Below are 12,870 nucleotides of genomic sequence, written 5' to 3'. Positions count from 1 at the left end.
TAATGCACCACTTCACGGCAACACCATATCCCAAAGGTCATGGTGTCTTCACGCCGCTGGTCGGCCCGCCCCCATTTCAGCTAGATGAAACCTGAGGCTATACTCGGGTCGTTCCGTACCCCACGCCGGAACGACCAGACCCGAATCCCCGGAAACGACACCATGCGCCCGCAGCCGCTCGCCGCTTGTCTCGCTCTGGCCGTCCTCCTGCCCCTTGGGGCCGCCGCACAGCCCGCTCCCGCTCCTGCCACACCCGCCCCGGCGCCTGCCGCCGCGCCGGCGCCTGCCACGCCCACCGGCAACTTCGACAATGGCCGTGTCCTGGCCTACACCTGCCAGGGGTGCCACGGCATCACCGGCTACAAGAACGCCTACCCCAGTTACCGGGTGCCGAAGATCGGCGGCCAGACCCAGCAGTACCTGGCCCAGGCCCTGACCGAGTACCGCCAGGGCAAGCGCCGGCATCCGACGATGCAGGCGCAGTCGATGAGTTTCAGCGAACAGGAGATCGCCGATCTCTCTGTTTACCTGTCCACCGTCAAGTAAGGCCCGCCCATGTCGAAAGCCGCGCATCCGATGCGTCACGCCATCGCCCTGTCCGTTGCCCTGCTGCTGGCGGCCTGTTCGCAGTCGCAGGTGGAAAACAGCGAGAAATCCGCCGCCGACCCGGGCCATGCCAGCGGCGAACACGGTTCTTCGTCCTCCGCCGGCCTGCCGGCTGGCCGCGAGGCTGCCGGCGCAGCCCGCGCCAAGGTGAAGGGCAAGGCCACCAACCAGAGCTGCATCGACTGCCACGGGGCCGACGGCAATGCGCCGATCGATCCGACCTACCCGAAGCTGGGTGGCCAGTACGGCGACTATCTGGCACATGCGCTGCAGGCCTACCGCGCCGGCGACCGCCAGCATGCGCTGATGACGCCGCAGGCGAAGGACCTGAGTGATCAGGACATTGCCGATCTGGCGGCGTATTTCGGCAGCCGGCCGAGCCAGCTGCGGGATCTGCACGGGGTCAAATGACCGCTCTGCGCGGATGACTGCTGCAATCTGATGCGTTCATAGGCGTTACTTTTCTTGATGACGCACATCCTTGTGCGTCACCCTGCGGGCCGGCTATGCCGTTCCGCCCTGCTCCTGCAGTGCGGTGCGCGCAAAGAAAAGTAACCAAAAGAAACGCTCCGCCGTCCGCGAGCCGATGCTACGCACCGGTTCCCTGCGCTTCTCGGCCCACCGAGGGACGGCGCGGGAACTCGCTGCACTCAGACACCCGCGCCTCTTCGCCCTCGCCGGACCTGCGGTGCTCGGCTCGCTTCAAGGCGGAATCAGATCAAAAGCCACAGCCGCCCGCAGGGTGAGACGGCCGTGGTAGCCGCTCAGCCTTCCAGCTCTTCCCAGCGCGCGTACGCGGCATCCAGCTCGGCCTGCACCTTGGCCAGCTGCTGGGTGTGCGCGGTCACTTCGGCACTGCTGCGGGTGTAGAACGCCGGGTCGTTCATCGCCGAGGTCAGGCCTTCGACATCGCCTTCCAGCTTCTCGATGGTCTTCGGCAACTGCTCCAGTTCGCGCGCTTCCTTGTAGGCCAGCTTGCGCTTGGGCGCAGCCGGGGTGGCAGCAGCCGCCGCGGCCGGGGCGGCGGCCGGCGGCTTGGCTGCGGGGACCGAGGCAGGCGCTGCGATGCTGGCCGCATAACGCTGCCAGTCGCTGTAGCCACCGACGTACTCGCCGATCACGCCGTCGCCTTCCATCACCAGCGTGGAGGTCACCACGTTGTCGATGAAGTCACGGTCGTGGCTGACCAGCAGCAGCGTACCGGTGTACTCGCCCAGCAGCTCTTCCAGCAGCTCCAGGGTTTCCACGTCCAGGTCGTTGGTCGGTTCGTCCATCACCAGCAGGTTGGACGGCTGCGCGAACAGCTTGGCCAGCAGCAGGCGGTTGCGCTCGCCACCGGACAGGCGGGTGATCGGCGCACGCGCGCGTTCCGGGGTGAACATGAAGTCCTGCAGGTAGGCATGCACGTGCTTGCGCTTGCCGTTGAACTCGAGGAAATCGCGGCCTTCGGCCACGTTCTCGATCGCGCTCCAGTCTTCGCGCAGCACCGCGCGGTACTGGTCGAAATAGGCGATCTGCAGGTTGGTGCCGGCGTTGACTTCGCCCTTGGTCGGCTGCAGCTCTCCCAGCAGCAGCTTCAGCAGCGTCGTCTTGCCGCTGCCGTTGGGGCCGATCAGGCCGATGCGGTCGCCGCGCATGATGGTGGTGGTGAAGTCGCGGACCATGGTGCGCTCACCGAAGGCGAACGAAATATCCTTGACGTCGATGACCTTCTTGCCAGAGCTGATGCCCTGTGCGGCTTCCATCTTGACGTTGCCGCTGAGATCACGGCGCTGCGAACGCTCCACGCGCATCGCCTTCAGGCGGCGCACGCGGCCCTCGTCGCGGGTGCGGCGCGCCTTGATGCCTTGGCGGATCCAGACCTCTTCCTGCGCCAGCAACTTGTCGAAGCGCGCGTTTTCCTGCGCCTGCGCGTTGAGGCGTTCCTCTCGGCGACGCTCGTAATTGGCCCAGTCGCCCGGCCAGCTGGTGACCTGGCCGCGGTCGATCTCGACGATGCGGGTGGCCAGTGCACGCAGGAAGCGGCGGTCATGGGTAACAAACACCACGCTGCCGCTCCAACCCTTCAGGAACGCTTCGAGCCAGTCGATGGCTTCGATATCGAGGTGGTTGGTCGGTTCGTCCAGCAACAGCACGTCAGGGCTGGACACCAGCGCGCGGGCGAGCAGCACGCGGCGCTTCATGCCGCCGGACAGGCGGCCGAACTCGGCCTCGCCGTCCAGGTCGAGCTTGGTCAGGGTTTCGCTGACGCGCTGGTCCAGGCCCCAGCCGTTGGCGGCGTCGATCTTGGCCTGCACGTTGCCGAGGGCTTCACCATCAAACACTTCGGCGTGGCTGAGGTGGTGGAACTCGGCCAGCCACTGGCCCAGTTCACCGAGGCCATCGGCGACGACGTCAAACACCGAGCCGGCGGCGCCATGTGGCACTTCCTGCTCCAGGCGGGTGACGCGCACGCCCTGCTGCACGCGGACTTCGCCGTCATCGGGCTTGTGGTCGCCGGACAGCAGCTTGAGCAGGGTGGATTTGCCGGCGCCGTTGCGGCCGATCAGGGCGATGCGTTCGCCCGGCTCGATCGACAGTTCGGCCTTTTCCAGCAACAACGGGCCGCCGACGCTGAAGTCGACGTTCTGCAGAGTAATCAGAGGCATCCGGATATTGTACGGGTTGGGGGCGTCGGCCGGGTTGCACCCGGCACCCGCGGTAGTGCCGGCCGCTGGCCGGCAACCTCAACGACAACGTCAAAAGCTGGTTTCCTGTGGGATGGCGGGATGGGTCCGGTCGCGGGGGACGCCGTAAACCCGTCCCTGGGGGCTTGGCCGCGGCATCCATGCCGCGGACACCCCCGCAACCGGACCCATCCCGCCTTCGACAGATTCCTGCGATCTGTCGGAACGGCATTCTGCTCTGGTGGGTGGCGACCTTGGTCGACACGGTCGATCCACGCCATGCGTGGATGAGCGCTACAAAAAGTATCGATGGATGGACTCGACTGGGGGTCTGATGGATTACTCCACCTGCCCCAGCAACGCCTGCAACCCCGGCAGCCATTGCTTGCCCGGGTGGCGCACCAGCCACAGCGTGCGCTGCAGGGGAGGCAGCGGGGTGTCCAGCACGCGCAGGCGGCCCAGCGCCAGCGGCTCTTCCAGCGCGTGGCGCGAGAGGCAGGCCAGGCCGAGGCCGGCGATCGCGGCCTGCTTGATCGCTTCGGTATTGCCCAGCTGCAGGGTCTGGGCGAAGCCACGCAGATGCGGCAGCAGGGCCTGCTCCACCGCTTCGCGGGTACCGGAACCCGGTTCGCGCAGCAGCCAGCGGGCGCGGCGCAGTTCGTCCAGCGTCCAGCGCGGCGGAGCGTCGGCGGCGGCGACGATCACCAGAGGATCCTGCTGCCAGGCCGTGACCTGCAAACCGCGTTCATGGCACGGGCCTTCGATCAGGCCGGCGTCCACGTCCAGGCGCTGCACAGCAGCGACTACGCCGGCACTGTTGTCGATGCGCAGGTCGACCTCGGCCTGTGGCGCTTGACGCAGCAGTTCCGCAATGCGCGGCGGCAGCAGGTAGTTGCCGATGGTGGTACTGGCGGCCAGCACCAACCGCAGCGGTGCCCCTTGCGACGGGTCTCCGCCGGCGGCCAGCTGCCGCTCCAGATCGGCGGCATTGACCAGCAGGGTGCGCGCCGGTTCCAGCAGTGCGCGGCCGTGCCCGTTCAGCGCCAGGCGACGGCCGATGCGGTCGAACAGCGGCGTACCGAAGTGCGCCTCCAGCTCCTGCAGGGCGGCGCTGCTGGCCGACTGCGAGAGGGCGATGGCCTGGCCGGCGGCGGTGGTGCTGCCGTGGTCGGCGATGGCAACGAAAACCTGAAGCTGGCGCAGGGTCAGGCGCATGGGCATTACCCATCTTATAGGTAGATTTCACCCATATTATTCGTTTTACAGGTCATGGACGAAGGCGCACGCTTGTCCCGTCACCACAGCCCTGCCCTGCCATGAACGCCCCCGCTCTCTCCTCCTGGTCCCTGCCCGCCCTGCGCCAACGCTGGCAGCCGCGCCTGCCCGGCCTGCTGCTGGTGGGCCTGATCGCGGCGGCGTCGCTGTACCTGGCCGAGCTTCCCTGGTTGCAGGCGCACGGCCTGAGTGCACTGACCGTCGCCATCGTGGCCGGCATCGTGGTCGGCAACACCCTCTACCCGCGGCTGGCGCCGAGCAGCGCGGCCGGTGTCGGCTTCTCCAAACACTGGCTGCTGCGTGCCGGCATTGTGCTGTACGGCCTGCGCCTGACCTTCCAGGACATCGGCCATGTCGGCGTCAGCGGCGTGCTGATGGACGTGCTTGTGGTCGCCAGTACCTTCGGCCTGGCCTGCTGGCTGGGCGTGCGTGTGTTCAGGATGGAACGCGAGGCGGCAATGCTGATCGGCGCCGGCAGCGCGATCTGCGGTGCGGCAGCGGTGATGGCCGCCGAACCGGTGGTGCGCGGCCGCGCTGCGCAGGTCACTGTCGCGGTTTCTACCGTCGTGGTGTTCGGCACGCTGGCGATGTTCCTGTACCCGGTGCTGTATGCGCTGGTGCAGTCGCACGGCTGGCTGGCGATGGACGCGCGGCAGTACGGCCTGTTCACTGGTGCGACGGTGCACGAAGTGGCGCAGGTGGTGGCCGCCGGCCGCGCGGTCAGCGAAGCCGCCGCCGATACCGCGGTGATCACCAAGATGGTGCGGGTGATGCTGCTGGCGCCGTTCCTGGTCGTGTTGTCGTTGTGGCTGGCGCGTGGCGGCAAGGCCAGCGCCGACGGCAGCAAGGCGCGCATCGTAGTGCCGTGGTTCGCGTTCGGTTTCGTGGCAGTGGCCGGTTTCAATTCACTGCACCTGCTGCCGGCCGGCCTGCAGGCGGGGCTGGTGCAGTTGGATACCGTGCTGCTGGCGATGGCGATGGCCGCGCTGGGCCTGACCACCCATGTCTCGGCGCTGCGCCAGGCCGGCCTGAAACCACTGCTGCTGGCGCTGATCCTGTTCGCCTGGCTGCTGTTCGGTGGCCTGGCGATCCACCAGGGTGTGTTGGCGGTGCTGGGCTGAGCAGGCGCGTACCGACCTGGGTCGGCGCCCACCAGAAGATCCACGCCATGCGGGGATGACGGCACCAATTGGGGTCAGAGCCCTTTCCTGCGGAAAGGGATCCGACCCCACCCTATTAGACGGGACCGGCCACGCGGGCGGGTACAATGCGCCATGACTGACTTCTCGACCCTGCCGCTGAACCCGGCCCTGCAGCCCGGCCTGGACGCCCTCGGCTACACCACCCTCACCCCCGTGCAGGCGCAGAGCCTGCCGGCCATCCTCGATGGCCACGATGTGATCGCACAGGCGCCGACCGGCAGCGGCAAGACCGCCGCCTTCGGGCTGGGCCTGCTGCAGTCCATCGACCCCAGCCTGATCCGCGTGCAGGCGCTGGTCCTGTGCCCGACCCGCGAACTCGCTGACCAGGTCGGCAAGCAGATCCGCAAGCTGGCCACCGGCATTCCCAACCTGAAGCTGTTGCTGCTGGTGGGTGGCGTGCCGCTGGGCCCGCAGCTGGCCTCGCTGGAAGGCCACGACCCGCACGTGGTGGTGGGTACGCCCGGCCGCGTGCAGGAGCTGGCACGCAAGCGCGCGCTGAATCTTGGTGCGGTGCGCACGCTGGTGCTGGACGAGGCCGACCGCATGCTCGACATGGGCTTCGAGGAGCCCATCCGCGAGATCGCCGGCCGCACCCACAGGGATCGCCAGAGCCTGCTGTTCTCCGCCACCTTCCCCGACAGCATTCGCGCCATGGCGCGTGACCTGCTGCGCGACGCGGTGGAGGTGACCGTGGAAGGCGCCGACCAGGCACCGGCCATCCGCCACCTGTTCTGTGAGGTGGAACCGGCGCATCGCCAGAAGGCGCTGGCCGGCCTGCTGCTGAAGTACACGCCGGAATCGGCGGTGGTGTTCTGCAACACCCGCAAGGACGTGGACGAAGTGGCCAACTCGCTGCAGCAGTTCGGCTTCTCCGCACTCGCCCTGCACGGCGACATGGAGCAGCGCGACCGTGAGGAAGTGCTGTTGCTGCTGGCCAACCGCAGCTGCAACGTGCTGGTCGCCAGCGACGTCGCCGCGCGCGGCCTGGACGTGGAAGAGCTGGCGGCGGTGATCAACTACGAACTGCCGACCGACGTGGAGAGCTACCAGCACCGCGTGGGCCGTACCGGGCGCGCCGGTGCCAGCGGCCTGGCGATCAGCCTGGTGGCCGGCCGCGAGAAGACCCGCGCCGAAGCCATCGAAGCGCAGATGGGTCAGCCACTGGACTGGCAGAAGACGCCACTGGCGACCTCGCGCCCGGCCGAGTTGCCGCAGGCGGCGATGCGCACCCTGCGCATCGACGGCGGCAAGACCGACAAGCTGCGCCCGGGCGACATCCTCGGCGCACTGACCGGCGATGCCGGCCTGTCGAGCAAGTTCATCGGCAAGATCGCGATCTTCCCGACCCGCTCCTATGTGGCGATCGCGCGTGAGCAGGCCAACAAGGCCGTGGCCAAGCTGGAAGCCGGCAAGATCAAGGGCCGTCGTTTCCGCGTGCGGATGATGTGATTGACGCCGCGTTGCCAACCACGGTTGGCAACGACCGGCTCCCGGCCCTTCGCTCTGGTAGATGCCAACCCTGGTTGGCATTCACCCTTCGATCAGAACACCAGTTCGGTGTGCAGTGGCAAGCCCGCCCCCCAGCGGGCCCGGCCGCCGAGGCCGTCGAGCTCGACCAGCACGCCTGCACCGACCACCTCAACGCCCAGGCGGCGCACCAGCGACAATGCAGCGACCAGCGTGCCGCCGGTGGCCAGCACGTCATCGATGATCGCGACGCGGGCACCGGCCGGCAGCGCGTCGGCGTGCACTTCGATGCAGTCGCTGCGGTACTCCAGCGTGTATTCCTCGCGCAGCACCTGCCCCGGCAGCTTGCCTGGCTTGCGCACCGGCACGAAGCCGACGCCCAGCTCCAGTGCCATCGCGGCACCGAGGATGAAACCACGCGATTCGATGCCGACCACCGCGTCCAGCTTCTGGTCGCGCCAACGGTCGGCCATCGCCGTGATGGCACCGCGGAAGTCCTCGCTGTGGGCGAGCAGCGGCATGATGTCCTTGAAGAGGATGCCGGGCTTGGGGAAGTCGGCGATGTCGCGCAGGCGGGAGGCCCACTGCGGAGCGACGATGGCGTCGGTCATGTCACATTGGCTATCTGATGGCGGCATAGGGTACCTGTTCCGGGCGCCGCCTGCCTGTTGAGGGGGTCGGCCGGGCTGCGCCCGGCACCTGCAGTAGTGCCGGCCGCTGGCCGGCAACCTCAACAGCAACAGCAACGGCAACAGCGGGTTTCCTGTGGGATGGCGGGGTGGGCCCGATTGCGGGAGACGCCGTAAACCCATCCATGGGGGCTTGGCCGCGGCATCCATGCCGCGGACACTCCCGCAACCGGACCCACCCCGCCTTCGACAGATTTCTGCGATCTGTCGGGCAGCTCGTGGGGTCAGATCCGTTTTCCGAAGGGAAACGGATCTGACCCCTTTTTTGTGTATCGATATCTGACAGATTTCATCCACGCATGGCGTGGATCTACCGTGTCGACCAAGGTCGACACCTACCCACAGCCGCGGGAGTCTTTCGGAGGTGGGGCGGTGTGGGGCTGCAGGACCGTTGGCGCCATGGATGGCGCCATCGAGCCCCCAGGGACGGGTTCACGGCGTGTCCTGCAGCCCCACACCGCCCCGCCATACCATCAACAATCCAAAGCCGCTTTGGCTTTGGCTTTGGCTTTGGCTTTGGCCTCTGCTTGCGCGGTGGCCTCTGCGGGTGCAGGGCGCAGCCCTGCCGAAACCCACCCTCAGGAACTGCAGGACAGCATCGAGCAGCCGGCGCGGTTGTCGGCCCAGGCCGGGCGCTTGCCAGCGAAGTGCTCGAGCCCCGGGCGTTCGGTGTATGGGTCGCGCAGCACGACCTGCAGCGCATGCACACCGCCGAGGTCGCCCTGCTCGGCACGGTCGATCGCCTCCTGGGCCAGCCAGTTGCGCAGCACGTACAGCGGGTTGGCCGCTGCCATTTTCGCCAGGCGTTCGCGGGCCGACAGCGGATCGCTGCGCAGGCGCGCTGCGTAGTCCTGCAGCCATTGCTGCAACGGCGCCTGCACCGCCTGCTTGCGCGCCTCGTCGTAGTACACCGCGTCCAGGACCGTCGCGTCCGCTGCCGACGGGTCGATGCGCATCAGTGCACGCCAGGCCAGGGTCATGTCCATGGCGCCCTCCTGCATCAGCTGCTGCCAGCGCTGGTAGAGCTGCAGGTCGTCATCGTTGGCAGCAGCCAGCCCCAGCTTCGATGCAGCATCGCGACGCGTGCAGGCCACGAAGGTGGACTGGTAGGCCGCCAGGCCCGCCTGCAGCGGTGCGACATCGGCGAACAGCGGCGACAGCGCCTGCGCCAATCGGCTCAGGTTCCAGTACGCCACCTGCGGCTGGGTGCCGAAGCGGTAGCGGCGCCCCTGAGCATCGGTGGTGTTCGGCGTCCAGTCCGGATCGAAGTCCTCGACCCAGCCATAGGGGCCGTAATCCAGCGTCAGGCCGAGCACGGACAGGTTGTCGGTGTTCATCACGCCGTGCACGAAGCCGACACGCATCCAGTGCGCGATCATCTCGGCGGTGCGCACCGCGATCTGCGCGAACCAGTCGCCGTACAGGGCCTCGCCCTGCCCTTCAAGCTCGGGGAAGTCGCGCGCGATGCAGGCATCGACCAGCTGCTGCAGCAGGGCGGTTTCACCCCGCGACGCCGGCAGTTCGAAGGAACCAAAGCGCAGGAACGACGGCGACACCCGGCACACGATGGCGCCAGGCTCTGCACGCGGGTGGCCGTCATAGAACATGTCACGCACCACCTCTTCGCCGGTGCCGACCAGCGACAACGCGCGCGTGGTCGGCACGCCCAGGTGGTGCATCGCTTCGCTGCACAGGAACTCGCGGATCGACGAGCGCAGCACTGCCCGTCCATCGGCACCGCGCGAGTACGGCGTCGGCCCGGCCCCCTTCAGCTGCAGTTCCCAGTGTCGGCCATCGGGTGCCACCAGCTCGCCCAGCGAGATCGCACGCCCGTCGCCGAGCTGGCCGGCCCAGTGACCGAACTGATGGCCACCGTAATTGGCGGCCCATGGCTGCATGCCGGCGTACAGCGCATTGCCGCCGAACACCTGCGCGAAACCTTCGCTCTCGACGTCAGCGGCATGGAAACCCAGCAGCGTGGCCACCTCCGGCGACCAGGCCAGCAGCGTGGGCGCCACCACCGGGGTCGGCATCACCGGCGACCAGGCCGCGCCCAGCACTTCGCGCCTGCGTGGGCCGGATTCGGCGTCACCCGGCAGGGTGCGCAGCAGGCGGTTGTCGAAACGGGGGCTGTCGGTATCCATGCTGTTGAAGATGGGGGCGCCCGCCGCCGTCCTCAATTGCCGCTCAACGCCTGCAGATGGCCGCCGTGAGCCTCGGCACGTTGGTAGGCCGGGCGCTCACCAATACGCTTGAGGAAGCCGCGCAGCGCCGGCTTGTCGTCGAGCCCACCACCGCGCGCGGCAGCAGCCTGGATCGGGAAGCTCATCTGGATGTCGGCCGCACTGAAGCGCTCGCCGGCAAACCATGGGCTTTCGGCCAGGCGGCGCTCCATCCAGTCCAGGTGCAGGCGCCGCTGCGGTCCAACGAAGCCCCGCTCGGCCTTGTCGGCAATGCTGCGTGCGATCGGGCGTGCGAAGAATGGCATGGGCGCATTACGGATGCGGCCCATCACCAGGGTCAGCAGCAGCGGCGGCATCGCCGAGCCTTCGGCGTAGTGCAGCCAGTAGCGGTACGCGATGCGTTCGGTGCCGTCGGCCGGCATCGGTGACGGCGACAGCTGGCGCTGCGTGTCGTAACGGTCAGCGAGGTAGTCGAGGATCGCACCGGACTCGGCCAGTACCAGCTCGCCATCCTGCAGCACAGGTGACTTGCCGAGCGGATGCACGTTACGCAGTTCCGGCGGCGCCAGCAGCGTCTTCGGATCACGCGGATAGCGGCGCAGTTCGTAGTCCAGCCCCAGCTCCTCCAGCATCCACAGCACGCGCAGGGAACGGGAGTTTTCCAGGTGATGAACGATGCGCATGAGGGTGATCCTTGGGAAGGCCCCCATCGTACCGCGCGCAGTGCATGCCCTTTGTAGAGTCGAGCCATGCTCCACTGTCTTTGAGAACAGTCGAGCGTGGCTCGACTCTACAAAAAACAGCGGGCAATAAAAAACGCCGGAAGCTCTCGCTTCCGGCGTTCTGGCTACCCAACGGTAGCAGACGGATTAGACCGCCTGCACCTGGTCAGCCTGCATACCCTTCTGACCCTGGACGGCGATGAAGGTAACCTTCTGGCCTTCCTGCAGGGTCTTGAAGCCGGTGCCCTGGATCGCGCGGAAGTGCACGAACAGGTCCGGGCCGCTTTCCGGGGTGATGAAGCCGAAGCCCTTGGCGTCGTTGAACCACTTGACGGTGCCGGTCTGACGTTCAGACATTTTACTAACTCCTGAAACACATGTTGAAAAAAATCGCAGCCACCGGGTATCGGGGCCGAGACTGAGTTGCAGGCGTTGGTAAAGCGGATCGATGAGCGGATCGTGAGATCAACTGCACCAGGCCACGATTCACGGTGACCCTAGCAAACACAGTGGGTCGCACGATACGCGTGTTTTCTGCAAAAAGCGATAGCCCCGGCGTTCATCGGAACACGTCACCCGCTAGGCGTGACAAGGGCTGGCAGCCATTCGCGGCTAACCCCGAGCCCCCATTCAGGTTTTTCCTACCCTACACTGGGGAAATGACTGAAGCTGAAACCCCCGCTGAATACGCGCCCCCTCACATTTGGGTGGACGCGGACGCCTGTCCCACCGTCATTCGCGACATCCTGTTCCGCGCGGCTGAACGGGTGGGGATCGAACTGACCCTGGTCGCCAACCAGTGGATCCGCACCCCGCCCTCACGCTGGCTGCGCTCGATCCAGGTGCCGCAGGGGCTGGACGTGGCCGACAGCGCCATCGTGGAGCGGGTCGCCGCAGGTGACCTGGTGGTCACCCAGGACATACCGCTGGCCGCGCTGGTGCTGGAGAAGAAGGCCGTGGCGCTGAACCCGCGCGGCCAGCTGTACACCCCGAACAACATGGCCGAGCGGCTGTCGATGCGCAATTTCATGGAGGAACTGCGCGGCGCCGGGGTCCAGACCGGCGGACCGCCGCCCCTGGGACCCCGCGATCGGCAGTTGTTCGCCGCCGAGCTGGACCGCTGGCTGGCGCGACGCCCGGCCCGCTGAGCACCTGGCCGGCCTAAGCCGGAAGGCTCAGACTGCGGCCGCTGCTGAACGTCCGTCGTGCGCCACTCAACGGGTCGTCGAAGGCCAGGGCCCGCGCCAGCAGCTGCAGCGGTGACTCGGCCACGTCCAGTGGCCGCTGCCGAAGCTGCGGGTACAGGTCGTCACCCACGATCGGCGCCCCCAGCATGGCCATGTGCACGCGCAACTGATGCTTGCGGCCGGTTTCCGGCAGCAGCCGGTAGCGCCAGATCGGCCCTTCGGCCTCGATCAGCTCGATCCGGCTGCGCGCATTGGGTTCACCGGGCACTTCGGCCATGCGGAAGAACGGCTCGCCCGGCACCAGGCGGCTGTCCCGCTGCAGCGGAAACGCCCGCCCCGGCAGCGCCGGTGCCAGGGCCTCATAGGTCTTTTCGATGCGCCGCTCACGGAACAGTCGCTGGTAAGCATCGCGCGACGCACGCTGGGTCGAGAACAGCACCAACCCGGCCGTGAGCCGATCCAGCCGGTGCAGCGGCACCAGATCGGCATTGCCGGTGCGGGCGACCAGCCGCGCCAGCAGCGTCTCGCGCACATGCCCACCCGCCGGTGTCACCGGCAGGAAATGCGGCTTGTCGGCCACCAGCAGGTGCGCATCCAGATGGACGATGGTCTCGACAAAGGGAATCACCGGTTCGTCGGCCACCTCGCGGAAGTACTGGATGTCCAGCCCGACCTGCCAGGGCATGTCCGCAGCGAGCGCCCTGCCCTGCGCATCCAGCACACGGCCGCGCGCGAAGCGATCCTGCCATTGCGCGCGCGCGATGCGCGGGAATCGCGCACACAGGCCATCCAGCAGGCTGATCCAGGGGCCGGGCGGCAGCTGCAGCCGGCTGGGCAAGGTCATGGCGTCCACTCCGGCCACGGGAAAGAGCG

At 67.5% G+C, this 12,870-nt stretch carries 12 protein-coding genes; 5 read left to right on the top strand and 7 right to left on the bottom strand.

Annotated elements, in window-relative coordinates:
• Positions 1 to 162: 162 nt before the first annotated feature.
• Both ACMGRF_RS06485 and ACMGRF_RS06480 read left to right on the top strand, forming a co-directional pair.
• A complete protein-coding gene (locus ACMGRF_RS06485) occupies positions 163 to 546 on the top strand; it encodes a c-type cytochrome (RefSeq protein ID WP_061477913.1) in 384 nt (127 codons plus the stop codon).
• Between the two features lie 9 nt (positions 547 to 555).
• The gene (locus ACMGRF_RS06480) at positions 556 to 1,017 is read left to right on the top strand and encodes a c-type cytochrome (protein ID WP_049411454.1); all 462 of its coding nucleotides are present in this window, start codon (positions 556 to 558) and stop codon (positions 1,015 to 1,017) included.
• Positions 1,018 to 1,370: 353 nt separating this feature from the next.
• Here the strand turns inward: ACMGRF_RS06480 and ACMGRF_RS06475 are convergent, their stop codons facing one another.
• Entirely contained in the window at positions 1,371 to 3,254 is a 1,884-nt protein-coding gene (locus ACMGRF_RS06475) for an ATP-binding cassette domain-containing protein (protein WP_262256586.1), read from the bottom strand.
• 357 nt (positions 3,255 to 3,611) lie between these two features.
• Positions 3,612 to 4,487: a LysR family transcriptional regulator gene (locus tag ACMGRF_RS06470; protein ID WP_049413031.1), complete on the bottom strand. Its 876-nt coding sequence runs from the start codon at positions 4,485 to 4,487 to the stop codon at positions 3,612 to 3,614.
• A 101-nt stretch (positions 4,488 to 4,588) separates the two neighbouring features.
• On the opposite strand from ACMGRF_RS06470, the gene ACMGRF_RS06465 reads away from it, so the two are divergent.
• A complete protein-coding gene (locus tag ACMGRF_RS06465) occupies positions 4,589 to 5,668 on the top strand; it encodes a YeiH family protein (RefSeq protein WP_049438716.1) in 1,080 nt (359 codons plus the stop codon).
• A gap of 153 nt (positions 5,669 to 5,821) precedes the next feature.
• Complete coding sequence (dbpA, locus tag ACMGRF_RS06460; protein ID WP_100477951.1) at positions 5,822 to 7,198, top strand: ATP-dependent RNA helicase DbpA; 1,377 nt, start codon at positions 5,822 to 5,824, stop codon at positions 7,196 to 7,198.
• A gap of 92 nt (positions 7,199 to 7,290) precedes the next feature.
• Here dbpA and ACMGRF_RS06455 read toward each other — a convergent pair whose 3' ends face one another.
• From ACMGRF_RS06455 to ACMGRF_RS06440, 4 genes are all read right to left on the bottom strand, one after another.
• On the bottom strand, positions 7,291 to 7,827 hold the full coding sequence (locus ACMGRF_RS06455) for an adenine phosphoribosyltransferase (protein WP_049413025.1): 537 nt from the start codon (positions 7,825 to 7,827) through the stop codon (positions 7,291 to 7,293).
• 656 nt (positions 7,828 to 8,483) lie between these two features.
• On the bottom strand, positions 8,484 to 10,049 hold the full coding sequence (locus tag ACMGRF_RS06450; RefSeq protein WP_414485716.1) for a protein adenylyltransferase SelO: 1,566 nt from the start codon (positions 10,047 to 10,049) through the stop codon (positions 8,484 to 8,486).
• Positions 10,050 to 10,081: 32 nt separating this feature from the next.
• Positions 10,082 to 10,771 carry a glutathione S-transferase family protein gene (locus ACMGRF_RS06445; protein ID WP_414485715.1) on the bottom strand — a complete coding sequence of 230 codons (690 nt, stop codon included), beginning with the start codon at positions 10,769 to 10,771 and terminating at the stop codon, positions 10,082 to 10,084.
• Positions 10,772 to 10,957: 186 nt separating this feature from the next.
• The gene (locus ACMGRF_RS06440; RefSeq protein ID WP_005416210.1) at positions 10,958 to 11,167 is read right to left on the bottom strand and encodes a cold-shock protein; all 210 of its coding nucleotides are present in this window, start codon (positions 11,165 to 11,167) and stop codon (positions 10,958 to 10,960) included.
• 302 nt (positions 11,168 to 11,469) lie between these two features.
• Between ACMGRF_RS06440 and ACMGRF_RS06435 the strand changes: the two genes are divergently transcribed.
• Positions 11,470 to 11,958, top strand: a complete 489-nt coding sequence (locus ACMGRF_RS06435; protein WP_049436089.1) for a YaiI/YqxD family protein — start codon at positions 11,470 to 11,472, stop codon at positions 11,956 to 11,958.
• Positions 11,959 to 11,971: 13 nt separating this feature from the next.
• Here the strand turns inward: ACMGRF_RS06435 and ACMGRF_RS06430 are convergent, their stop codons facing one another.
• The gene (locus ACMGRF_RS06430) at positions 11,972 to 12,841 is read right to left on the bottom strand and encodes a pseudouridine synthase (protein WP_414485714.1); all 870 of its coding nucleotides are present in this window, start codon (positions 12,839 to 12,841) and stop codon (positions 11,972 to 11,974) included.
• Between the last annotated feature and the right edge of the window lie 29 nt (positions 12,842 to 12,870).

Origin of the sequence: Stenotrophomonas sp. EMP41 (genome assembly GCF_047495535.1) — a bacterium.
Lineage (GTDB): Bacteria > Pseudomonadota > Gammaproteobacteria > Xanthomonadales > Xanthomonadaceae > Stenotrophomonas > Stenotrophomonas sepilia.
The sequence above is the reverse complement of the archived record's forward strand: the minus strand, read 5'-3'. Positions and strand labels throughout refer to the sequence as shown.